Source organism: Sphingomonas sp. LR55, from assembly GCF_036856015.1.
In the GTDB taxonomy this organism is placed as follows: Bacteria; Pseudomonadota; Alphaproteobacteria; order Sphingomonadales; family Sphingomonadaceae; genus Sphingomonas.
Window position 1 is genome coordinate 1,325,106 of record NZ_JASPFO010000001.1, and the last position, 21,132, is coordinate 1,346,237.

The following is a 21,132-nucleotide window of genomic DNA, read 5'->3' on the forward strand; positions in this document are numbered from 1 at the left end:
TTTCGTGACCGATTACTCGACCCTTCCCTACCGCCCGTGCGCCGGCGTGATGCTCGTCAACGCCGACGGCAAGGTCTTCGTCGGCCAGCGCAATGATTCGCCGTCCGAGGCCTGGCAGATGCCGCAGGGCGGGATCGATCCCGGCGAGGACTCCGAAGCCGCCGCATTGCGCGAACTCGGCGAGGAAACCGGCGTCATGCCCGACAAGGTCGACCTGATCGCGGAAGCGCCAGGCGAGTTCGTCTACGACCTCCCGCCCGAACTGCTCGGCAAGGTGTGGAAGGGGAAATGGCGCGGTCAGGCGCAGCGCTGGTTCCTGTATCGGTTCAACGGCACCGACGCGGACATCGACATCGCCACCGAGCATCAGGAGTTCCGCGTCTGGCGCTGGAGCGATCCCGCCGACCTGCCGCGGCTGGTCGTGCCGTTCAAGACCGCGCTCTACGAACAGGTACTCGCCGCCTTCGCGCCACATCTCGGCGCATAACCGCATCGGTCCGCAGTTCCCATCGCGTTGCGCTGCCGTTACGGAATCTAGCGTGCGCCGCTTAACATGCCTCATCTTCGCCCCGCTGTTGCTCGCCAACGCGCCCGATCCGCAATCGGTGATGATCCCCGAGACAATCCGCGCGATGCTCGACGCGGCGCTGGAGGCGGGCAACGAGGCCGACGTCAACACGATCGCCAAATACGCGCGCGCCGCCGACCCGCTTAGCGGCGACGCGGTGCTCGCGATCGCCGAAAAGTGGAAGGCCGACCGCGCGGCTCAACGCACGCAGGTCATCCGTCAGGCCAGCTTTCTCGACCTTTGGAGCGGCAAAGCGGAAATCGGCGGCTATTTGACTACCGGCAATTCCGACACCGCCGGCGGCACCGCGGTGCTCGACCTCAACCGCGAAGGCCTGCGCTGGCGGCACAAGTTTCATGCTCAAGCCGATTATCAATCGAACCTCAACATAACGACGCGCGAGCACTACCTCGCGTCGTACGAACCCAACTACAAGATCGACGACCGTGCCTATGTGTACGGCGTCGCGCAGTATGAAAGCGATCGGTTCCTCGGCTATTTCAACCGATATTCGACCTCGGTGGGCGCCGGTTACAGCGTCATCAAGACTGCGGGCACCAAGCTCGATCTTGAACTTGGGCCGGCGTATCGTGATACCGAGTTTACCGATAATACCGTACAGAGCAGCATCGCCGCGCGTGGCACCGCCAACTTCAGTATCCGCATTCTCAGCGGCCTGTCGGTCAGCCAGGTCGCGTCGGCCTATGTCCAGCGCTACAACAGCACGCTCAGCGGAACGACCTCGCTCAACGCCAAACTGATCGGGCCGCTCTCCGCCGCGCTGTCGTACAGCGTCCAGTATGAAAGCGAGCCGCCGGTCGGATCGGTCTCGACCGACACCACCAGCCGCGCGTCCCTCGTCTACAGCTTCTGACGCTGTTCCCTCACACGGCCGGTTTCGCTAGGGTCGGGTGATGAGGGGACTTTCAACGATAGAGCGCGATGCCGTCGACAAGGCGCACGCGGCTCCGATGCTAGGGCAGGTCGAGACCTGGGCGGCGATCAACAGCGGCACGCGCAACCTGCCCGGCCTCGCGACGATGGCCGGTTTGCTAGGCGACGCATTTGCGGCCCTGCCCGGCGAGATCACACTGGTGGAGCCGACCCCGGTCGACAGCGTCGCGACGGACGGCGTCGTGTCGTCGATCGAGCACGGCAAGCATCTGCATCTCGTCGTCCGCCCCGACGCGCCGGTGCGGATGCTGTTCACCGGGCACATGGACACGGTCTATCCGGTCGATCACGCGTTCCAGTCGCTCCAGTGGCTCGACGATGGCCGGCTGAACGGGCCGGGTGTTGCGGACATGAAGGGCGGGCTTGCCGTGATGCTCGCGGCGCTTCAAGCGGTCGAAGCGAGCCCCCTCGCCGCCCGGATCGGTTATGACGTCTTCATCAATTCCGACGAGGAAACCGGGTCGTTCTCCTCCGCCCCGCTTCTGGCTAGCGCCGCACACGGCAAGATTGCCGCGCTGACTTACGAACCGGCGCTCGCCGACGGAACGCTCGCAGGCGCACGCGGCGGCACCGGCAATTTCTCGATCATCGTGCGCGGCCGTAGCGCGCATGCCGGCCGCAACCCCGAGGACGGCCGCAACGCCCTCGTAGCGGCCGCCGACATCGCGGTACGGCTGTCGAAGGTCCGCGGCCCACGGCTCGCGGTCAACCCCGCGCGCATTGAAGGCGGTGGCCCCAACAACGTCGTCCCCGACCTCGCCATCCTCCGCGTGAACTTCCGCCCCGCCACGCTCGACGATATCACGCGCGCGCAGTCGCACATCGACTCCGCGGTCGCGATGGTAACCGTCGAGCACGACGTCCGCATCGAAGTCCATGGCAGCTTCAACCGCCCACCCAAACCGATTGACGACGGTGCCGCGCGCCTGTTCGGCCTCGTCAAGGCGTCCGGCAGCGATCTCGGTCTCGACATCGCCTGGAAGGCAACCGGCGGCGTCTGCGACGGTAACAACATTGCCGCCGCCGGGGTCCCCGTCGTCGACACGATGGGCGTCCGCGGCGGTGCGATCCACTCGACCGACGAGTTCATGATCCCCGACAGCCTGCCCGAGCGGGCAGCGCTGTCGGCGGTCACCATATTACGCATCGCGGAGGGCCGGTTGTGAGCTTCAGGATCCGCGCCGCGGTCGACGACGATCTCCAGCATCTCTATGAAATGGCCAAGCTCACGGGCGGCGGCTTTACCAACCTGCCGCCCGATCGGCGCGCGCTGACCGCCAAGCTGGAGCGCAGCCATGCCGCGTTTGCGCGCAGCGATGGCCCGGTCCAGGACGAGCTGTTCGTTCTGATCCTCGAAAACACCGAGACGCGCGAAGTCCGCGGTACCTGCCAGATCTTCACGCAGGTCGGCCAGAGCTATCCGTTCTACAGCTATCGGATCGGCCAGCTCACGCAGCACAGCAAGGAGCTCAACCGCACCTTTCGTGCCGATATGCTCTCGCTCGCCACCGACCTCGAAGGCGCGAGCGAGGTCGGCGGGCTGTTTCTCCATCCCGGCGAACGCGCCGGCGGTCTCGGCCTGTTGCTCGCCCGCAGTCGCTATCTGTTCATCAAGATGCACCGCGCGCGCTTCGCCGATCGCATCCTCGCCGAACTGCGCGGCGTGATCGACGAAGCCGGCGGCTCACCGTTCTGGGACGGTCTCGCGGGCCGCTTCTTCGGGATGAATTTCCAGGACGCGGATCAGTTCAATGCGATCAACGGCCACCAGTTCATCGCCGACCTGATGCCGAAACATCCGATCTACACCGCGATGCTGACTGAGAGCGCACGCGCGGCGATCGGCCTGCCGCATCCCTCGGGCCGCGCGGCGATGCGGATGCTGGAGAACGAGGGCTTCGCGTTCGAGAACTATGTCGACATCTTCGACGGCGGCCCAACGATGACCGCGCGCACCGACCGGGTCCGCTCGATCGCCGACGCGCGCGAAAGCCGCGTCGTCGCGATCGACCAGGACGGCGGCACCGAAGCGCTGGTCGCGACCGGCAACCTCGCAGAGTTCCGCTGTGCCTTTGGTCATGTCCGCGAGACGGGGGACGGCGTTGCCCTCTCTCCCGAAAGCGCCGCGGCGCTCGCGCTAGCCGAGGGCGCGCTCGTGACGCATGTCGCACGGCTATGACCATGGTCGAGATCAACTTCGACGGGCTGATCGGCCCCAGCCATAATTTCGCCGGGCTCAGCCCCGGCAATCTGGCGGCCACGCAGCATGCCGGGCAGATCGCGCATCCGCGGGCGGCGGCGTTGCAGGGCATCGCCAAGATGCGCGCAAACCTCGATTTGGGGCTCGTGCAGGGCGTGCTGATGCCGCTCGCCCGCCCCGACCATCGCTGGCTCGAAACTTTGGCGACCACCTACGACGACGCGCCGCCGCATCTTCGCGCGCAGGCGTTGTCGGCGTCGGCGATGTGGGCGGCAAACGCGGCGACGGTATCGCCCGCAGCCGACACCCGCGATCGCCGCTCTCACCTGACCGTCGCCAACCTTGTGACGATGCCGCATCGCAGTCACGAATGGCCGGGCACGCTTGCGCAACTCCGGACGGCGTTCGCAAACCCCGCCTTCGTCGTGCATTCCCCCGTCCCGGCCCCCTTCGGCGACGAGGGCGCCGCCAACCACATGCGGCTCTGCGCGGATCATGCCGCACACGGGGTCGAGATCTTCGTCTACGGCAAGCCCGGCGGACGCTTCCCCGCGCGTCAGCACCGCGACGCGAGCGAAGCCATCGCGCGCGCACGGTCTCGATCCGGCGCAGACTGTGTTCGTCCAGCAGTCCGACATTGCGATCGCCGCGGGGGCGTTCCATAACGACGTCGTCGCGGTCGCCAACGAGCGCGTGCTGTTCGCCCACGAACACGCCTTCGAGGACAAGGATGCGTTCTACGCCGATCTGCGCCGCCTCCTGCCCGAGGTCGAGATCGTCGAGGTCCCCGCCGACCGCGTCAGCCTCGCCGACGCGATCGCGTCCTATCTGTTCAACGCGCAACTCGTTTCGCTGGCCGATGGTATGGCGCTGGTCCTGCCCGAGGAGGCGCGTGCCAATGCCGCGGTGTGGTCGTGGCTCCAGACACATGTCGCAGGCAATGGTCCGATCCGCCACCTGCACGTCGTCGATGTCCGCGAATCGATGAGCAACGGCGGCGGTCCCGCCTGCCTCCGCCTTCGTGTGGTCGCCGATCCGGCAACCGTCGATCCCCGCTTCCTCGTCGATCACGCCAAGCTCGACCGGATCGCCGCGATCATCGCCGCGCACTGGCCCGAGGCGATCGATCCGGCATCGATCGGCGATGCCACGCTGATCGCAGCTATCGAGGCCGCGCGGAATGCGCTCCTCACCGAGCTCGATCTTGTCGGGTTAACTTACACTTAACCATCTTGGCGGAGGGCTAAACCTCGGAAATCAGCCATTGGCACCGGTCTTGCTAGGTCGCGGCCATGTGGACTCGCTTTGCCCGCCTCTTCATCATCAAGACCAAGTTCGAGGCATTCCTCGTCATCTACGGCCTCGGGCTCGGCGCGGTCGAGCGCGGCATCCATTATCTTCAGCAATATCCCGGCTATGGCGGTTGGATGCTGTTCGCCGCCTGCCCGATCGCAGTCTTCATGGCAGGCGGGCGGATTATCGACTCGGTCAGTCACGGCCGAGAACGCTGACCCGTCAGGATTTCTGCTGCGACAGGTGCAGATAGCGGCTCGAGAAATCGGCGAGTTCGCGCAAGGCATCCCAGCGCGGAAAGCTGATCCGCCGCCGGTTGCGCGAGATCAGACCGTCCGCCTCGAGCGACTTGATCGTCCGGTTGACGTGCACCGCGGTCAGCCCAAGCGCATCACCGAGCTGCTCCTGGCTCATCGGCAACTCATAGCCGGTCTCGTCTACCAAGCCCTGCATATCGAGCCGGATCGCGAATTCGCACAGGAAGTGCGCCAGCCGCGACCGCGCATCGCGCCGGCCGATGTTGAGTATCCATTCGCGGAAGATCGACGCCTCGACCAGCGTATTGACGAAGATCGCATTGCCGATCGACGCTCGCGTCCGTGCGAGATCGCGCAAGGCCGTCCGCGAGATCGTTGCGACGTCCGCGCGGGTCAGCGTCTGCACATTGTGGTCGGCAACGTCGAGAAACAGGTGCTGGAAGTCCAGCGCCTCGCCCGGCACGTGCAGTGACACGATCTGTCGCATCCCCGAGCCGGTCAGCTTCTGGCGGTATGCAAACCCGGACAGCAAGACGGCGCATTGCTCGGGCGCGTCACCTTCCCGGACGAGATAGGACGACGGTTCGTAGGTTCGCAGCGTATAGGGTAACGCCAGCAGTGCGCGACGATCAGCTTCGTGCAGAACCGCGTGTGTTTCAAGCTTTCGCACCATCAAAGCCAAGGGGGCCAAAGGGGAAATCACAGCACCATGATCCGTCAGAACATCGTTCAAATGCGTTCTCCCGCACAAATCGGGGCGGGAGCACATGCCTCTCTCGGCCGTCAGCGCCCAATGATCGGCTGTCGGTAAAAGACGATAACATATTCGGATAAGGCTTATCGTAACATTTGGTCTTCACGCAAAATAAACCTGCGTTAAAATCGATAAGCTATGACCCCGGGTCTATCGAAGGCGATGCTGCCAGCATCTTCGACTATACTGGCCTGTCGGGACATTGCCTTTGCGCCGTAGCGTTTTATCCATACGGATATCGATCACGTGACGCGTTACGGTTTGACGGATGTCGCGCTGCTGATTTCATCCAATGCGCCTTGCAGGCAATCAATACAATCGCTCAACTTGGCACCGAATAGCGGATTGTCGCCCTCATCGGCGATCCGCAGCGCTTCCTCGATCAGGAAGACCATCGATTTTAAACGTGCGACTGCCTGCGCTTTGCTATGCATTCCGGCCTCCGTTCACGCATGATGGTCGTTGCGACCAGTTCGGTGCAGTTGGCGACGATTAACCATTCCCGGTGTCGGCAGGCAAGATGGCAATTGCGGTCGGCGCGCGCGGTGTCATGCGTCGCCCAGACGCGCTCAGACCGGGCGTTTCCAAGACTGGACTAGACCAGCCATCAGACCGTCGACCGAATCCACCTGTGCCGCAAGCCGCTGGTGCAACAATCCCGCGGCGTCGCGAAAGCGCCGCGCGAGCGCGTTGTCGGGGACGATACCGAGACCGACTTCATTCGAGACGAGAATGATCCGCGCCTGCGCGCAGGCGAGCGTCGCTAGCAAAACATCGACTTCCTGGTCGATGTCGAGATCAGCGAGCAACAGGTTAGAAAGCCATAAAGTAAGGCAATCGACGAGGACGACCGTGTTCGCGCCATCCACCTCGCGCAATGCGGCGGCGAGTTGGGTTGGGGCTTCGACGGTCTGCCACCGCGCATCGCGGTCGGTCCGATGCCGCGTTATCCGATCGCGCATCTCGTCGTCGAATGCCTGCGCGGTCGCGATATACACCAGCGGTCCCGCCAACGATGCCGCGGCGGCTTCGGCGACGGCCTGCGCATGACGGCTCTTGCCGGACCGCGCGCCGCCGAGCACGAACAGGCTCCTACCGAACGACGGGGTGGTTTGTAATGGCGGCATGGTCTCTCCTTGGCGCTTGCAGCGCGCGTCCGGAATGACGATGAGCGGCGCAAGATCAAGCGAAAGGATATCATGACGGGGTTGCGCGCGCATGGCGGGAGGGTCGATCTCGCCGCAACCCTGTACCCCGATGCCCCCACCCCGTGGATCGATCTGTCGACCGGGATCAATCCGTGCGCCTGGCGGTCCGACCCTTTGCCGCCCGTCGATCTCACGACGCTGCCATCGCCGGCATCGATCGCGGTGCTCGAAGAAGCGGCGGCTGCAATGTTCGGAACCGATTCCGCCTGCGTTCTCGCGTTGCCGGGCAGCGAGATCGGACTACGCTTGCTGGCCGGTCTCGATCTGCCACGGCCCGCCCGATTTGTAGCGCCGAGTTACGCAACCCATGCGGAAGTGTTCGGACACGCCAGCGCAGTTATGCGACCGACCATCGATAACATCGAAGACGGAACGCTGCTGCTCGCAAACCCGAACAATCCGGATGGACTACTCGACAAACCAGAGCGCCTGCTCGCCGTGACGCGAAACGGCGCATGGCTGGTAGTCGACGAAGCGTTTGTCGACCTGGTCCCATCGTACAGCATCGTCCCGCATCTTCGGCCGTCCGACCGGGTCATCGTTTTTCGCTCGTTCGGCAAGACGTTCGGCCTGCCCGGAGTCCGGCTCGGTTTCATGATCGCCCCGCCGGCACAGGTTGCCGCGATGCGCCACCAGCTGGGAAGCTGGCCGGTTTCCGCCTGCGCAGTGGCTTATGGGACCGCCGCCTACCGCGATAGCGCCTGGATCGATGCGACCCGGCTCGCCTGCATCGCCCGGGCGGCACGCCTGGACACGATGCTGGCGCGCCACGGGCTGCACGCGACCGGTGCCTGCCCCCTGTTCCGGCTCGTGGAAAGCAGCGCCGCAGCCGCAATATTCGACCGTCTGGCGCATGCTGGGATACTGACGCGCACGTTCGACCATGCACCACACTGGCTGCGGATCGGCCTGCCACGCGACGACACCGCCTTCGACCGGCTGGACCGAGCGCTGGCGCATGGCTGAGCCGATAGCGGTCCTAGCGATAGCGATCGACGCTGCGATCGGCTGGCCGGCCGCACTCTATGCGCGGGTAGGACATCCGGTGGGCGGGTTCGCGCGGTTGATCGGCGCCGCCGAGGCACGCTGGAACGATCCGCGAACATCGTTTGCGACCCGTCGGGCGGCGGGTGTCTTGACGATGACAGTCGTCGTCGGGGTCGCGGTCGTCATCGCGCTCGCGCTAGACGTCGTTCTGCGAATGCTGCTCGGGTCTTCCGCCTGGGTCGCGATCGCCTTGTTAGCCGCGCCGGGACTCGCGATCCGTAGCCTGCACGATCATGTCGTTCCCGTGGCGCATGCGCTGAGAGCGAGCGACCTCCAGACTGCCCGTGACCGCGTTGGCATGATCGTCGGGCGGGATGTCGCGTCGCTCGATGAAGCCGGCGTCGCGGGGGCGGCGATCGAGAGCCTTGCCGAGAGCGTGTGCGATGGCGTCGTCGCGCCACTGTTCTGGTTGCTCGTGGCCGGGCTGCCGGGACTGTGGGCGTATAAGGCGATCAACACGGCCGACAGTTTGATCGGGCACCGTGAAGAGCGCTGGCGTGCGTTCGGCTGGGCTGCGGCACGGACCGATGATTTGGCCAATCTGATCCCGGCGAGGCTGAGCGGCGTGCTGCTGTGCGTCGCCGGGCTCGGCGGTTGGCAGACGATGTGGCGCGATGCCGGCAACCACGCCTCGCCCAACGCCGGCTGGCCAGAGGCGGCGATAGCCGGTGCGCTCGATCTGAAGCTCGCAGGCCCGATCGCCTATGACGGGGTGAGCGTCGCCAAGCCCTATATCGGCGACGGCCGCGCGGACGCTACCGCCGCCGATCTACGCGCCGCGCTCGGCATCTATCGCCGAGCGTGTGTGCTCCTGTTCGTCATCGCCGGAGGGATCGCATGGGCGCTCTGATGCTCCAGGGAACCGGCTCCGACGTCGGCAAGTCGGTGCTCGTCGCCGGGCTATGCCGCGCGTTCGCCAATCGCGGACTGTCGGTCCGCCCGTTCAAGCCGCAGAACATGTCGAACAACGCCGCCGTTACCGCAGATGGCGGCGAGATCGGTCGCGCGCAGGCCACCCAAGCGATCGCGTGTCGCGTCGAGCCGAGCGTCGACATGAACCCGGTGCTGCTGAAACCACAGGGCGACCGCACCTCGCAACTGATCGTCCGCGGGCAGGTGCGCGGCACGCTCGCCGCGGCACGCTGGCGCGAGGGACGCGAAGGGCTGCTGGTCGACGTGCTCGACAGCTTCGAACGGCTGTCGGCAGGCTGCGATCTCGTCGTCGTCGAAGGCGCGGGCAGCCCGGCGGAGATCAACCTGCGCGCCGGCGACATTGCCAATATGGGGTTCGCGCGCGCTGCCGACGTGCCCGTGGTGCTGGTCGGCGACATCGACCGCGGCGGCGTGATTGCGGCGATCGTCGGCACGCGCGCGGTGATCGATCCGGCCGACGCGGCGATGATCCACGGCTTCCTGATCAACAAGTTCCGCGGCGACCCCGCGCTGTTCGACGACGGCTATCGCGCGATCGAAGGGCGGAGCGGATGGCGCGGGTACGGCGTCGTGCCATGGCTTGCAGACGCGGTACGGTTACCGAGCGAGGATGCGGTGATTCTCGAACGCCCCGCCGCCAGTACGCAGCGCCGCGTCACGATCGCCTGCCCGATCACGCCGCGGATCGCCAATTTCGACGACCTCGATCCGCTTCGCCTTGAGCCCAGTGTCGCGCTGGTCATGGTACCGCCGGACACGGCGATCCCGGACGTCGACATGATCGTACTCGCCGGATCAAAGGCGACGATCCCCGACCTCGCCTTCGTTCGTGCGCAGGGATGGGACATCGATATCCGCGCGCATTACCGCCGCGGCAAGCCGGTGCTCGGGCTCTGCGGCGGCTATCAGATGCTCGGTCGCAGCATTGCCGATCCCGACGGAATCGAGGGGCCGGCAGGGCGGGTCGACGGGCTCGGGCTGCTCGACGTCAACACGGTCCTCACAGGCCGCAAGACGCTGGAGCGGGTGCGCGGCAGGGCGCAGGGCGCCGCGTTCGAGGGGTATGAGATGCACATGGGCGCGACCACCGGACCCGCCACCGCGCACCCGGTCGGCCACCGCGCCGATGGCAGCTCCGAAGGCGCGACGAGTGCGGACGGACTGATCTCGGGCAGCTACGTCCACGGCCTGCTCGCGCTGGCAGAGCAACGCGCGGCGTGGCTGGCTCGGCTCGGCGTCGCGGCCAGTGGACCAGATCATGGCGCGTCGATCGACGCCGCGCTCGATGCGATCGCCGCGACGCTTGAACGCCATGTCGATCTCGATGCGCTACTCGCGCTAAGCGAGCGCGCCGGCCACCGAGAGCGCAACTAGCAGCCCGGTCTCGACGATCTCAATCCCGGCGCCATGCGCGTCGCCGGTCACACCGCCCAGCGTCCGCCGCAACCATGCCGCGACGCCTAACGTGAGCAGCGGTAGGGCGACCAGTGCAGGCACCGCGACCGCCGCGAGCGCAAGCACAAGTCCCCACCCCAGCAGGTCACGCGTTCGGACCGCGCCGGCGACGGCCGCGCCCAGCCCGCCGGGCCGCAGCGGCGGCAACAGTCTCGCCCAGACGAGCGGTCCCATCCTTGCCGCGCACGGCACGAGGATCAGCGTCCAGCCCATCCCCGCCGCGTGGAGCAATACCAGCTTGGCCAGCACCTGACCGACGATCGCGACGACGCCGAAGCTCCCGATATGCGGATCGGCCATCACCGTGAGCAGCCGCGTCCGATCGCCATGCGCCGCGCCCAACCCATCCGCGAGGTCGGCGAGCCCGTCGAGATGCAGCGCCCCCGTCACTGCGATCCAAGCCAGCAACGCAGCGCAGGCCCCCGTCCAAGGATCGACCAGCGTACCCAGCCAGCCGGCCGCCGCGACGATCAGGCCGATCGCGAGACCGACGACAGGGTAGCACCGGATTGCTGCCGCGAAATCCTCTGCCTCGACGTCGACGCGCGGCATCGGCAGCCGGGTCAGGAAGCCGAACGCGACGATCAGCCGTTTCATGTCGCCAGCCCGACGATCTGCACGGTCCGCGTCGGGCCCGGCCAGATGCGCAGCGAGACCAGCGCGGCATAGGGCAAGTCGAACGCCCAGATCTGCCGTCGATCGAACCCGCACAAGTCCGCGAGCGCCGCCCGGATCGCACCGCCATGCGTCACCACGAGTGTCGAGACCTGGGGCATCTCGGCCAACGCCTGCGCTACCCGGTCCTGCAGCGCGGACCAGCGCTCTCCATCAGGCGGGGGAGACGCATCGGGATCGTCGTAGAATGCGGCGAGCTCGACACGATCGATTGCCGCCGAGGCCAGCCCGTCCCATGCCCCGAAATCGAGTTCGCGCCAGCGTGGGTCGACCTCGACCGCAACGCCTCGCGGTTCACCGATCGCCGCCGCACAGGCGCGTGCGCGGATCAGATCGGGGGCCTTGATCCGTTCGATCGCAAGACTCTCGGCGCGTGCCATACAGGCGGCAATCCCTCCCTCGGTCACCGGGTCGTCGGTCCGTCCGAGCATTCGCCCCGCCACTTCAAGCGCCCCGTGCCGCATCAGGTGCAGCATGTACGCACTCACGCAGCCGAAACGCCCGCCTCGGCGAACGTCGCCATCTCTGCATGCGCGGCCAGAGCGGCCCGGACGAGCAACGTCGCCGTCGCAGCACCGCTCGCCTCGCCCAGCCGCATCCCGAGCGAGAGCAACGGCTCGAGCCCCATTCGCTCGAGCAAAAGATGATGCCCCGGCTCGGCCGAGACATGTCCGGCAAGGCAATGCGCGAGAATGTCGGGACACGCCGCAGCCAAGGGCGCGACCGCCGCACAGCAGATGAACCCGTCGAGCATCACCGGCACGCCCGCCAGTCGCGCGGCAACCACCGCGCCTGCGATCGCCGCCAACTCGCGCCCACCGAGCCGCCGCAAGATCTCGAACGGCGTGCTCAGCGCGTCCCGGTGCAGCGCGACCCCGGCTTCGACCACCGCGATCTTCCGCGCGATGCCCTCATCGTCGACCCCCGTGCCCGGCCCGACCCACTCGCTCGCCGACCCGCCGAAGCTCGCCAGACACAGCGCCGCGGCGGTCGTCGAATTGCCGATCCCCATTTCGCCGAGTACAATCAGGTCCGGCGCATCTGTGACCGCCGCCGCGCCCGCGTTCAACGCGGCAAGGCATTCGTCCTCCGACATCGCCGGGGCTTGCGTGAAATCCGCCGTCGGTCGGTCGAGATCGAGCGATACGATCTTCAGCTCAAGGCCCGCCGCCCGCGACAGCGCGTTGATCGCCGCGCCGCCATGCTCGAAATTGGCGACCATCTGCGCGGTGACCGAGGCCGGAAACGCACTCACACCTCGCGCGACGACGCCGTGGTTGCCCGCGAATACCACCGCGCTCCCGCGATCGAGCCGGGGCAGCGGGTTACCCTGCCAGCCGGCCATGAACACCGCTATATCCTCCAGCCGCCCCAGCGAGCCCGGCGGCTTGGTCAGTTCGCCTTGTCGGGCGATCGCCGCGGATCGCGCCGCCGCGTCCGCCTGCGGCAAGCCGCGCAAGGCCGCCAGAAACCCGGCGGGCGTCGCGAACGCGGTCATTCGACGACGAAGCCTTCGGGCGGGGTGCGGGTAATGAAATGTCCCTTCACGCCCTGCGGCCATTGCTTGAACGGCACCTGCCCGAACGCGCTCTCGCCGTAGAGCCTCGCGTAATCGAGGATCGCGCGCGGCGTCTTCGGTCGGCTCGAACCGGCCGAGCACATAGCTGACCTTGGCGGGTGCGCGCAGGTGGATCGTGCAGAAATCCTGGCATGCGAACAAGCACGGCATCTCCTGCACCGCGACGTCGGCATAGGCCGGGTCGCTCTGCTGCACCGTCTTCAGCGCCTGCACGAGCCGCGCGCCGCCGCGCTGGCCCTGCTCGTCGTCGCGCGCATCGGCCGAATGGCGGCACGTGTTGCACGCGACCACCGCGACGCCGTCTTCGACCGGCTTCAGCATGTCCGTTCCCGGACGATCACAGAACGATTTATACTAGGCATAGGAACCCCTTCGGACAGTCGATCCCGCACCGCGCAAAGGGCGAAAGGCGCACGCCTCCAGCCTCCGCGCGACGCGAAGCGATGTCGTCGCTCGGGGTGTTACCCGTCCGTTCGGCGCACCCTGGCCGGACGAAAGACGACCGCGACGGGCAGGTCTCCTGGCTCGCGGGTCAACGCCGTCCGCGCCGCCTTCTCGGGAGTATCCCAATGGCATGAGGCACGATGGCTCGCCGCGTACAGTTGCAGGGGCAGCCGGGTGTTTCCCGTTCCCATTTTCATTTCCCTAAGCGTTGCCGCCTCGGAAAAACCTGTCGCAGGCCGAGCGATACGCGTACGATCGACCGTAGACAAGCAGCCTCTAATCCTCCCCTGACAGGGGAGGTGGCAGCCCGTTTGGGCTGACGGAGGGGTGACCCGCCGTCGTGATCGCAATACCCCTCCGTCTGGCAAGCGCCAGCCACCTCCCCTGCAAGGGGAGGATCAAGAAATCAGAACTCCACCCCCGCCTGTGCCTTCACGCCCGACCGGAACGGATGCTTTACCTGCGTCATCTCGGTCACCAGATCCGCCAGCTCGATCAACGCATCCGGCGCATTCCGACCTGTCACCACGACATGCGTCATCTCCGGCTTTGCCGCCAACACAGCGAGCACCTCGTCGACCGGCAGATAGTCATACCGCAGCACGATGTTCAGCTCATCCGCGACCACCATCGCATAGGATGAATCGGCAATCATCCGCTTGACCTCGTCCCAAGCCTCGCGCGCCACCGCGATGTCGCGCGCACGATCCTGAGTATCCCAGGTGAACCCCTCCCCCATCGGCTTGAATTCGCACAGGTCCGGGAACGCGTCGAAGATCGCCTTCTCGCCGGTCGCCATCGCGCCCTTGACGAACTGCACCACGCCGACCTTGCGCCCATGCCCGATCATCCGCACCGCCATGCCGAACGCGGCGGTCGACTTGCCCTTGCCCTTGCCGGTGTGGACGATGATCAGCCCCTTCTCGATCCTCTTGCTCGCGACGATCCGGTCGTGGACTTCCTTGCGCTTGGCGCTCTTGGCATTTTGCTCGTCGTCGGTCCGCATGATCATGTCCTCTTTTGCTTCCGATGGCGGATCGCGCCGCGCGGCGCTAGAGGACCGAGCATGCTCCGCATCACCGATCTCAAGCTCCCGCTCAACCACGCCGACGAAGCGCTCCCCGCCGCGATCCGCGATCGCCTGCGCGTCACCCCGCGCGACCTGATCCGCTACACGATCGCGAGACGCGCGCACGATGCGCGCGACAAGATGGACATCCAGCTCGTCTATTCGGTCGACGTCACGCTGAAGAACGAGGACACGGTGCTCCAGCGCTTCCGGAAGGATCGCCACGTCCAGCGTACCCCGGACACGGGGTATCGCTTCGTCACCAAGGGCGGCCCGAGCTATACCGGCCCGCGCCCCGTGGTCGTCGGCGCAGGCCCATGCGGCCTGTTTGCCGGGCTCATCCTCGCGCAGATGGGGTTCCGCCCGATCATCCTCGACCGGGGGAAAGTCGTCCGCGAGCGCACCAAGGATACCTGGGGCCTATGGCGCAAGAGCGTCCTCAACCCCGAATCCAACGTCCAGTTCGGCGAGGGCGGCGCCGGCACCTTCTCCGACGGCAAGCTCTGGAGCCAGATCAAGGATCCGCGCCATCTCGGCCGGAAGGTCCTGACCGAGTTCGTGAAGGCCGGCGCGCCGCCCGAGATCCTCACCGAAGCGCATCCGCACATCGGCACCTTCCGCCTCGTCACGATGGTCGAGAGCATGCGCGAGACGATCGAGGCACTCGGCGGCGAATATCGCTTCTCGACGCGCGTCGACGGTCTCGACATCGTCGAGGAGGCCGGCACCCGCCAACTCCGCGGCCTCCATCTCAGCACAGGCGACTATCTCGAAGCCAACCACGTCGTCTTCGCAGTCGGCCACAGCGCGCGCGACACGTTCGAGATGCTCCATGCCAAAGGTGTTCACGTCGAGGCCAAGCCGTTCTCGATCGGCGTCCGCATCGAACACCCCCAGTCCTGGATTGACGAAGCCCGGTTCGGGCCATGCGCCGGCCATCCCGATCTCGGCGCGGCGGCGTACAGCCTGTCGCATCACTGCAAGAACGGCCGCACCGTGTACAGCTTCTGCATGTGCCCAGGCGGCACCGTCGTCGCCGCGACCTCCGAGGAAGGCCGCGTGGCGACCAACGGCATGAGCCAATATTCGCGCAACGAACGCAACGCGAACTCGGGGATCGTCATCGGCATCGACCCCGAGCGCGACTATCCCGGCCACCCGCTCGCCGGGATCGAACTCCAACGCCACTGGGAATCGCGCGCCTATGTCGCCGGCGGCTCGAACTACAAGGCGCCCGCGCAACGCATTGGCGACCTGCTCGCAGGGCGTGCGTCGACCGCGCTGGGCTCGGTGATCCCGTCGTACAAACCGGGCGTGCATATGACGGATTTGTCGGAATGCCTGCCGGAGTTCGCGATCACCGCGTTGCGCGAGGCATTGCCGGCGTTCGGCCGCGAGATTCCTGGCTATGATCATCCCGATGCGGTGTTGACGGGGGTGGAGACGCGGACCTCGTCGCCGGTTCGGATTACGCGCGGTGATAATTTCGTGAGCCTCAACACCGCGGGATTGTTTCCGGCAGGCGAAGGCGCCGGCTATGCAGGGGGCATCCTTTCCGCCGCAGTCGACGGGATCAAGGTCGCGGAAGCGGTAGCGCTCAGCCTGACTGCGGGACCCTCCGTCCTGTAAGTAAAAGCTTGTTTCCCCGCGAAGGCGGGGATCCAGTCTGGGCTCCCGCCTTCGCGGGAGAACAAGGAAGGACGTGGTACCGTACGACCATCGTCGGCACGTGTTCGAAGGGGATAGGCGCCGAAACTAGTCTGGGGCGACGGATACATCACTTCTTCCGATCAGGCCCCGTCTCGATCAACCACGCGCGCGGCAACCCCGTCGGCTTCGCCACTCCGTCGAGCCGTCGCGCACTCACCAGCGCCACGCGCTTCAGGATCATCTGGTCCTTGAACGCGTCCATCCCGCCCCCGGTCGGCTTGGCGAGAATGCGCTTCACCACGTCCATTCCCGCGACGACGTGTCCGAACGCCGCATAGCCAGGATAGCCCGCTCGGGCGTCCATCGCCGGTGCCGGACCGACTGTGATGAAGAAATTCCCGCCAGCCGACGCCGGCGTCATGCCGCGCGCCATCGAGATCGTCGCGTCGAGATGCTTGATCCCGGTCATTGCCGTGGTCTCGAGGGGGAATGGCGGCAGGATCCGCCGCGCGTCGGTGCGGATGCCCGCCTGGATGAAGCCGAGCTTCGGCGCGGATTTCTGGCGGCTCGCACGGTAGAAGTCGGTGCCATCGAAGCGTCCATCATCGACATAGGCGAGGAAATTCGCGGTCGTCTTCGGCGCGTGGCGCGCGTCGAGCGCCAGCAGGATTGGCCCCTCCGACGTGACGATGCGGACGCGTACGATGCCGGGTTTCGGTCCTGCGCGGTTCGGCTTTTGGGCAGATCCCGCCGTAGCGAGCGCCGCAACGGCCATTAGCCCCATCATCACACGCCGCATGTTCGACTACTCACGCCTTTACCGATGAAGGTCGGCTAGCGGTCGGGGTCGGGCGAAGCAAGCGAGGGTGATCAACGGTATGGTTGGATCGACGATCGGTGCCGCGCTGAGCACCACCACCCCGGCGGAGGCCGGGGACCAATTGGGGGACGGCAACAACAAAGGATCGCCCGCCTTTACTGCGGCTTTGCCGATTGGGCCCGGCCTCCGCCGGGGTGGTGGTACACGTGGTTGAACCGACGCAAACGAAGCCTACCCCTCTTCAAACATACCGCGGGATAGGCCCCCATTGCGGCGTCTGGTCGGGCAGGTCGACCATCGACTCGTCCACGAAACACCAGCCCCAGCCCTCCGGCGGGTCATAGCCCTCGATGATCGGATGCCGCGTCGCATGAAAGTGCGCGGTCGCGTGGCGGTGTGGCGAATCGTCGCAGCAGCCGACATGCCCGCATGCCCGACACAGCCGCAGATGGACCCATTCGCTGCCGATCCGAAGGCAATCCTCGCACCCCTTGGCGCTCGGCGTGACCGACCGGATCGTCTCCATATGCGTGCAGCCGTAACTCATGACGCCTCTCGTTCGGCCATGTCGGCCAGCGCGACATGAACCTGCGCGACCACCGCCGCACCCTCGCCGACCGCCGCCGCGACGCGCTTGGTCGAGCCAGCGCACACGTCGCCGATCGCGAACACGCGCGCGGCTCGTCTGTAACGCGAGGGCAGCCTTGCCAGTGACGATGAACCCCTTGTCGTCGGTATCGACGCATCCTTGCAGCCATCCGGCATTAGGGTCGGCGCCGATGAACAGGAACAGGTGACGCATCGCGCACTGTTTGGTCGAGCCGTCTGTTTGGCGGAACATTGCCCCCATGAGCCCGGTCGCGCGGTCGCCTTCGAGACCGATAATCTCGGTGCCGACATGCAGGGTGACATTGGGCAGCGCCGCGATCCGGTCGATCAGGTATTTCGACATCGTCGCCGCCAGCGGCCGTCGTACGATCAGGTGAAGATGTTTCACGCGAGGCGCGAGAAATACCACCGCCTGCCCGGCCGAGTTGCCGCCGCCGACCAGCGCGACATCCTCGCCTTCGCACAATCGTGCTTCGATCGGCGACGCCCAATAGGAGACGCCCGCGCCCTCGAACATCGCCAGACCGGGAATGTTGGGGCGACGATAGCGCGCGCCCGAGGCCACGATCACCGTCCGCGACCGGACCCGCGTATCATCCGGCAGCGCGAGCACCAGCGGATCGTCCGCCGGCCGCGCGTCGTCGCAGTCGAGCCGCGCGACCTCCAGCGGCACCGCGATCTCCGCGCCGAACTTCAGCGCCTGGTTGAACGCGCGGCCCGCCAGCGCCTGCCCTGAAATGCCGGTCGGAAACCCCAGGTAATTCTCGATCCGCGCGGACGCCCCCGCCTGCCCGCCAATCGCGCGCTCGTCGAGCACGACCACCGACAGTCCCTCAGACGCGGCATACACCGCCGCCGCCAGCCCAGCCGGCCCCGCGCCGACGATCGCCACGTCGTACACCACGTCTGGATCGAGATCGGGCGTGATCCCCAGGCACGCGGCAACCTCGACATCCGACGGCCGCTTGAGAACTTTCCCGTTCGGACAGACCACCAGCGGCAGATCGGCACGCAACACGCCGATCCGCTCGACCAGCGCACGCCCTTCCTCGTCCGACGCCGCGTCGAGCACGATGTTGGGATAGCCCGACCGGGTGAGGAAACCCTGCAACCGGACGATATCGGGGCTGCCCGGCACGCCGACGATCACCGTCCCGCCGCTGCCCTGCTCGATCAGTCCGACGCGGCGCAGGATCAACGCGCGCATCACGACTTCGCCGACGTCCGCCGAGCCGACCATCAACGCGCGCAAATGCGCCGGATCGAAGGGCAGCGCGGTACAGCCATCGGCGCCGGCGCGGCCCCCGCGATCGACGGGCGTCCGGCAAGCTGGTTCACCTCGCCGGTGATCTGTCCGACTCCGTGCGAGGTGATCGGCGCCTCGTGCGTCAGCCCGTCGCGGCGGATGACCTTGATCGATCCCGCCAGCACCAGCCATGCAGGCGCGCCCTGTTCGCCGATCGCATAGACCTGCTCTCCCGCTGCGAATTTTCGCGCGGGACCGCTTGCGAACCGCTTGGCGGTCTCGATCTGATCAACGTCGAGCACGGGAAACATCTGATGCTCGCGCGAGGCGACGCTGTCGGTCGTGGTCATCGAGGCTCCACCCGTTCGAGACCGAGCAGCAGTGTCGGGATCAACTCGGACACAGTCGGATGGATCGGCACCGCCCAGCGCAGCGCCGACACCGGCTGATCCGCGTTCATCATGTCGAGGATACCGTGGATCGCCTCATCGCCGCCCGTTCCGAGTATCGCCGCACCAAGGATCCGCTGCGTCTCCGCATCCGCCACGATCTTCATGAAACCCTTGGTCTCGCCCTTCTCGATCGCGCGACCGACCCGCGTCATCGGCCTCTTCGAAACGAGGATCTTTCGACCAGTCTTCTCCGCCTCGGTCTGCGTCATACCGATGCGACCGAGCGGCGGGTCGATATAGAGCGCATAGCCGACCAGCCGCTGACTCAAGCTCCGCTCGTCGCCATCGAGCAGGTTCGCGGCGACGATTTCAAAATCATTATAGGCGGTGTGCGTAAACGCGCCCCGCCCATTACAATCACCGAGCGCCCATACGCCCGGCACGTTCGTCTGGAGCAGATCGTCGACGATTACGTGGCCCTTCGCATCCGTCATCACCCCGGCAAGCTCGAGCCCGAGATCATCGGTGTTGGGCCGCCGTCCGACTGCCAGCAGCACATGGCTACCGACCACTTGCGGATCGCCCGCCTGGCAGTCGACCGATACCGCGACGCCGTCTGCATGCTGCGAGAACGCGATGCATTCGGCGCCCGTTCGTACGGCGACTCCTCGTCTTCCAGGATCGCGCGCACGGCCTCCGACACGTCGGCATCCTCGTGTCCGATCAGCCGCTCGCCCCGCTCGACCACGGTCACCGCAGCACCGAACCGCCGATACATCTGCGCGAACTCGAGCCCGACATAGCTTCCGCCGACGATGACCAGATGCTTGGGTACGGCCTCCAGCGCGACCATGTCGGTGTTGTCCAGATGGGGGACGTCGCTTACGCCCGGCATATCAGGCACGCTCGCGCGTCCGCCGACGTTGAGAAGAATCCGCGGTGCGGTCAGTTCCTCCCCGTCGACCATGATCGTACCAGGGCCGGTAAAGCGCGCATGACCGCGCATCAAGGTCAGCCCGGCCATGCCGTCCAACCAGGCTTCGTTACGCGAACGCGCATCCATCACGATGGCACGCGCGCGCCGCTATCGCCGGCATATCGATGCCGACTTCGCCGGTCCGCACGCCGAACTCCGCGGCCCGACGAGCCAGATGGGCGGCATAGGCGCTTGCAACCAGCGCCTTGGTCGGCATGCACCCGGTATTGACGCAGGTACCTCCGACCAACTTGCGCTCGATCAGTGCCACCGTCATCCCGGCCTCGGTCAAACGCCCCGCGAGCGGCGGTCCCGCCTGACCGGCGCCCACGATGATCGCGTCGAACCGCCGCATCACAACAGTGCGACGACCAGCACAGCCAGGCCGATCGCCAGCGCATCCTCAACCAACGCGGCGGGACGATCGCTGCCGAATGATGCCGCCAGCCGCGCGCGCAATCTCGCACCGCCCAAGGTCCCGAGGACGGCGCCGATCACGCCGAGCACCAGTCCAAAAAGCGGCGCCCCCAGGGCATAACCGATCGCCGCGCCCGAAATGCCGCCCGTGACGATCCGTGCGCCGAACTGCGCCGGTACCGTCCGGCTGGGCGTCGAGGGCAGTTGGTCGGTGACGAGTTCGGCGGCTGCGAGAAACGATATTACCCAGGGCGTGAACCGCCACCCGAGAAAGGCCAGCCATGTTCCCTGCAGAGGCACCAACTCGGTTGAGGCTGCCCAGGCGATCGCGGCTGGCGCCATCATCGCGCGCAACCCGGCGACGATACCGATAACGAGAGCGAGAACTAGCATGGCCGCCTCCTGCAATATTCCTTGAACAGACGCTTTCACGCCCGCCTCGAGCGGTCAATCGTCGATCGGATTTAGCGCGCAATCCGATCGGGTACGGATGAGGCGGAGTTTAAGCATGGGTCAGAGCGACAGAGGCAGGACCGGTCCGGAAACCCTTGCCGTATCAACACAATCCCAAAGCTCCGTACGTCAG

Annotated in this window: 21 protein-coding genes, 4 pseudogenes and 1 riboswitch; of the genes and pseudogenes, 10 read left to right on the top strand and 15 right to left on the bottom strand. The window is 66.3% G+C overall.

Going from position 1 to position 21,132, the window contains the following annotated elements; genetic code table 11:
• Positions 1 to 4: 4 nt before the first annotated feature.
• The 6 genes and pseudogenes from QP181_RS06220 (at position 5) to QP181_RS06245 (ending at position 5,233) form a co-directional block, all read left to right on the top strand.
• Positions 5 to 487, top strand: a complete 483-nt coding sequence (locus QP181_RS06220) for an RNA pyrophosphohydrolase (RefSeq protein WP_333927992.1) — start codon at positions 5 to 7, stop codon at positions 485 to 487.
• A gap of 52 nt (positions 488 to 539) precedes the next feature.
• Positions 540 to 1,442: a DUF481 domain-containing protein gene (locus tag QP181_RS06225; RefSeq protein ID WP_243643137.1), complete on the top strand. Its 903-nt coding sequence runs from the start codon at positions 540 to 542 to the stop codon at positions 1,440 to 1,442.
• 40 nt (positions 1,443 to 1,482) lie between these two features.
• Entirely contained in the window at positions 1,483 to 2,688 is a 1,206-nt protein-coding gene (locus QP181_RS06230; RefSeq protein ID WP_333927993.1) for a hydrolase, read from the top strand.
• A complete protein-coding gene (gene astA, locus QP181_RS06235; RefSeq protein WP_333927994.1) occupies positions 2,685 to 3,701 on the top strand; it encodes an arginine N-succinyltransferase in 1,017 nt (338 codons plus the stop codon). Before QP181_RS06230 ends, astA begins: the two co-directional genes overlap by 4 nt.
• A 2-nt stretch (positions 3,702 to 3,703) precedes the next feature.
• Positions 3,704 to 4,949 (top strand): annotated as a pseudogene (locus tag QP181_RS06240) (N-succinylarginine dihydrolase).
• A 65-nt stretch (positions 4,950 to 5,014) separates the two neighbouring features.
• On the top strand, positions 5,015 to 5,233 hold the full coding sequence (locus QP181_RS06245) for a hypothetical protein (protein WP_132741733.1): 219 nt from the start codon (positions 5,015 to 5,017) through the stop codon (positions 5,231 to 5,233).
• Positions 5,234 to 5,237: 4 nt separating this feature from the next.
• On the opposite strand, the gene QP181_RS06250 is transcribed toward QP181_RS06245, so the two are convergent.
• The 3 genes from QP181_RS06250 to cobU all read right to left on the bottom strand — a co-directional run bounded on the left by QP181_RS06250 (position 5,238) and on the right by cobU (position 7,153).
• Positions 5,238 to 5,945, bottom strand: coding sequence for a Crp/Fnr family transcriptional regulator (locus tag QP181_RS06250; RefSeq protein WP_132741735.1), 708 nt, complete (start codon positions 5,943 to 5,945; stop codon positions 5,238 to 5,240).
• 335 nt (positions 5,946 to 6,280) lie between these two features.
• Positions 6,281 to 6,460, bottom strand: coding sequence for a hypothetical protein (locus QP181_RS06255; protein WP_132897027.1), 180 nt, complete (start codon positions 6,458 to 6,460; stop codon positions 6,281 to 6,283).
• 135 nt (positions 6,461 to 6,595) lie between these two features.
• Complete coding sequence (gene cobU / locus QP181_RS06260) at positions 6,596 to 7,153, bottom strand: bifunctional adenosylcobinamide kinase/adenosylcobinamide-phosphate guanylyltransferase (protein WP_333927995.1); 558 nt, start codon at positions 7,151 to 7,153, stop codon at positions 6,596 to 6,598.
• A 72-nt stretch (positions 7,154 to 7,225) separates the two neighbouring features.
• Here cobU and QP181_RS06265 point away from each other — a divergent pair, with 72 nt between their 5' ends.
• Genes QP181_RS06265 through QP181_RS06275 form a run of 3 tightly spaced genes read left to right on the top strand, consistent with a single transcriptional unit; the run spans position 7,226 to position 10,588 of the window.
• Positions 7,226 to 8,200, top strand: coding sequence for a threonine-phosphate decarboxylase (locus QP181_RS06265; RefSeq protein WP_333927996.1), 975 nt, complete (start codon positions 7,226 to 7,228; stop codon positions 8,198 to 8,200).
• Positions 8,193 to 9,131 carry an adenosylcobinamide-phosphate synthase CbiB gene (cbiB, locus tag QP181_RS06270; RefSeq protein WP_333927997.1) on the top strand — a complete coding sequence of 313 codons (939 nt, stop codon included), beginning with the start codon at positions 8,193 to 8,195 and terminating at the stop codon, positions 9,129 to 9,131. The genes QP181_RS06265 and cbiB overlap by 8 nt, the downstream gene beginning before the upstream one ends.
• Positions 9,119 to 10,588 carry a cobyric acid synthase gene (locus QP181_RS06275; protein WP_333927998.1) on the top strand — a complete coding sequence of 490 codons (1,470 nt, stop codon included), beginning with the start codon at positions 9,119 to 9,121 and terminating at the stop codon, positions 10,586 to 10,588. The genes cbiB and QP181_RS06275 overlap by 13 nt, the downstream gene beginning before the upstream one ends.
• Here the strand turns inward: QP181_RS06275 and cobS are convergent.
• From cobS to cobO, 5 genes and pseudogenes are all read right to left on the bottom strand, one after another.
• On the bottom strand, positions 10,553 to 11,266 hold the full coding sequence (gene cobS, locus QP181_RS06280; protein ID WP_333927999.1) for an adenosylcobinamide-GDP ribazoletransferase: 714 nt from the start codon (positions 11,264 to 11,266) through the stop codon (positions 10,553 to 10,555). The two genes, QP181_RS06275 and cobS, sit on opposite strands and share 36 nt — an antisense overlap.
• Positions 11,263 to 11,820 carry a histidine phosphatase family protein gene (locus QP181_RS06285; protein ID WP_443027523.1) on the bottom strand — a complete coding sequence of 186 codons (558 nt, stop codon included), beginning with the start codon at positions 11,818 to 11,820 and terminating at the stop codon, positions 11,263 to 11,265. Before QP181_RS06285 ends, cobS begins: the two co-directional genes overlap by 4 nt.
• Before the next feature lie 8 nt (positions 11,821 to 11,828).
• Positions 11,829 to 12,842, bottom strand: a complete 1,014-nt coding sequence (gene cobT, locus QP181_RS06290) for a nicotinate-nucleotide--dimethylbenzimidazole phosphoribosyltransferase (RefSeq protein ID WP_333928001.1) — start codon at positions 12,840 to 12,842, stop codon at positions 11,829 to 11,831.
• A pseudogene (locus QP181_RS06295) lies at positions 12,839 to 13,244 on the bottom strand (DUF1636 domain-containing protein). Before QP181_RS06295 ends, cobT begins: the two are co-directional and overlap by 4 nt.
• Positions 13,245 to 13,416: 172 nt before the next feature.
• Positions 13,417 to 13,612, bottom strand: a riboswitch (cobalamin riboswitch).
• A 161-nt stretch (positions 13,613 to 13,773) separates the two neighbouring features.
• Positions 13,774 to 14,379 carry a cob(I)yrinic acid a,c-diamide adenosyltransferase gene (gene cobO, locus QP181_RS06300; protein WP_333928002.1) on the bottom strand — a complete coding sequence of 202 codons (606 nt, stop codon included), beginning with the start codon at positions 14,377 to 14,379 and terminating at the stop codon, positions 13,774 to 13,776.
• A gap of 54 nt (positions 14,380 to 14,433) precedes the next feature.
• Here cobO and QP181_RS06305 point away from each other — a divergent pair, with 54 nt between their 5' ends.
• The gene (locus QP181_RS06305; protein WP_333928003.1) at positions 14,434 to 16,065 is read left to right on the top strand and encodes an NAD(P)/FAD-dependent oxidoreductase; all 1,632 of its coding nucleotides are present in this window, start codon (positions 14,434 to 14,436) and stop codon (positions 16,063 to 16,065) included.
• A 148-nt stretch (positions 16,066 to 16,213) separates the two neighbouring features.
• Here the strand turns inward: QP181_RS06305 and QP181_RS06310 are convergent, their stop codons facing one another.
• The 7 genes and pseudogenes from QP181_RS06310 to QP181_RS06340 all read right to left on the bottom strand — a co-directional run bounded on the left by QP181_RS06310 (position 16,214) and on the right by QP181_RS06340 (position 20,939).
• Positions 16,214 to 16,885: a peptidylprolyl isomerase gene (locus QP181_RS06310; RefSeq protein WP_333928004.1), complete on the bottom strand. Its 672-nt coding sequence runs from the start codon at positions 16,883 to 16,885 to the stop codon at positions 16,214 to 16,216.
• A 262-nt stretch (positions 16,886 to 17,147) separates the two neighbouring features.
• Entirely contained in the window at positions 17,148 to 17,453 is a 306-nt protein-coding gene (locus QP181_RS06315) for a UBP-type zinc finger domain-containing protein (protein WP_132741759.1), read from the bottom strand.
• Positions 17,450 to 19,111, bottom strand: a pseudogene (locus tag QP181_RS06320) (FAD-dependent oxidoreductase). Before QP181_RS06320 ends, QP181_RS06315 begins: the two are co-directional and overlap by 4 nt.
• Positions 19,108 to 19,596, bottom strand: coding sequence for an oxidoreductase dimerization domain-containing protein (locus QP181_RS06325; protein WP_443027578.1), 489 nt, complete (start codon positions 19,594 to 19,596; stop codon positions 19,108 to 19,110). The pseudogene QP181_RS06320 and the gene QP181_RS06325 overlap by 4 nt, the downstream one beginning before the upstream one ends.
• Positions 19,591 to 20,216 (bottom strand): annotated as a pseudogene (locus QP181_RS19940) (FAD-dependent oxidoreductase); the annotation flags it as partial. The pseudogene QP181_RS19940 and the gene QP181_RS06325, both read right to left, overlap by 6 nt.
• Positions 20,197 to 20,484: an FAD-dependent oxidoreductase gene (locus QP181_RS06335; protein ID WP_333928005.1), complete on the bottom strand. Its 288-nt coding sequence runs from the start codon at positions 20,482 to 20,484 to the stop codon at positions 20,197 to 20,199. The pseudogene QP181_RS19940 and the gene QP181_RS06335, both read right to left, overlap by 20 nt.
• Entirely contained in the window at positions 20,484 to 20,939 is a 456-nt protein-coding gene (locus QP181_RS06340) for a DUF4126 domain-containing protein (protein ID WP_333928006.1), read from the bottom strand. The genes QP181_RS06335 and QP181_RS06340 overlap by 1 nt, the downstream gene beginning before the upstream one ends.
• Between the last annotated feature and the right edge of the window lie 193 nt (positions 20,940 to 21,132).

What these genes read in the sequence shown, in the direction of transcription:
- QP181_RS06285 (WP_443027523.1), bottom strand. Translation starts at nt 11,820, where the DNA reads ATGCTGCACCTGATGCGGCACGGGGCGCTTGAAGTGGCGGGGCGAATG.
- QP181_RS06340 (WP_333928006.1), bottom strand. Translation starts at nt 20,939, where the DNA reads ATGCTAGTTCTCGCTCTCGTTATCGGTATCGTCGCCGGGTTGCGCGCG.
- QP181_RS06230 (WP_333927993.1), top strand. Translation starts at nt 1,483, where the DNA reads ATGAGGGGACTTTCAACGATAGAGCGCGATGCCGTCGACAAGGCGCAC.
- cobS (WP_333927999.1), bottom strand. Translation starts at nt 11,266, where the DNA reads ATGAAACGGCTGATCGTCGCGTTCGGCTTCCTGACCCGGCTGCCGATG.
- cbiB (WP_333927997.1), top strand. Translation starts at nt 8,193, where the DNA reads ATGGCTGAGCCGATAGCGGTCCTAGCGATAGCGATCGACGCTGCGATC.
- QP181_RS06310 (WP_333928004.1), bottom strand. Translation starts at nt 16,885, where the DNA reads ATGCGGCGTGTGATGATGGGGCTAATGGCCGTTGCGGCGCTCGCTACG.
- QP181_RS06275 (WP_333927998.1), top strand. Translation starts at nt 9,119, where the DNA reads ATGGGCGCTCTGATGCTCCAGGGAACCGGCTCCGACGTCGGCAAGTCG.
- QP181_RS06265 (WP_333927996.1), top strand. Translation starts at nt 7,226, where the DNA reads ATGACGGGGTTGCGCGCGCATGGCGGGAGGGTCGATCTCGCCGCAACC.
- QP181_RS06305 (WP_333928003.1), top strand. Translation starts at nt 14,434, where the DNA reads ATGCTCCGCATCACCGATCTCAAGCTCCCGCTCAACCACGCCGACGAA.
- QP181_RS06245 (WP_132741733.1), top strand. Translation starts at nt 5,015, where the DNA reads ATGTGGACTCGCTTTGCCCGCCTCTTCATCATCAAGACCAAGTTCGAG.
- QP181_RS06255 (WP_132897027.1), bottom strand. Translation starts at nt 6,460, where the DNA reads ATGCATAGCAAAGCGCAGGCAGTCGCACGTTTAAAATCGATGGTCTTC.
- QP181_RS06250 (WP_132741735.1), bottom strand. Translation starts at nt 5,945, where the DNA reads ATGGTGCGAAAGCTTGAAACACACGCGGTTCTGCACGAAGCTGATCGT.
- cobO (WP_333928002.1), bottom strand. Translation starts at nt 14,379, where the DNA reads ATGATCATGCGGACCGACGACGAGCAAAATGCCAAGAGCGCCAAGCGC.
- cobT (WP_333928001.1), bottom strand. Translation starts at nt 12,842, where the DNA reads ATGACCGCGTTCGCGACGCCCGCCGGGTTTCTGGCGGCCTTGCGCGGC.
- QP181_RS06335 (WP_333928005.1), bottom strand. Translation starts at nt 20,484, where the DNA reads ATGCGGCGGTTCGACGCGATCATCGTGGGCGCCGGTCAGGCGGGACCG.
- cobU (WP_333927995.1), bottom strand. Translation starts at nt 7,153, where the DNA reads ATGCCGCCATTACAAACCACCCCGTCGTTCGGTAGGAGCCTGTTCGTG.
- QP181_RS06315 (WP_132741759.1), bottom strand. Translation starts at nt 17,453, where the DNA reads ATGAGTTACGGCTGCACGCATATGGAGACGATCCGGTCGGTCACGCCG.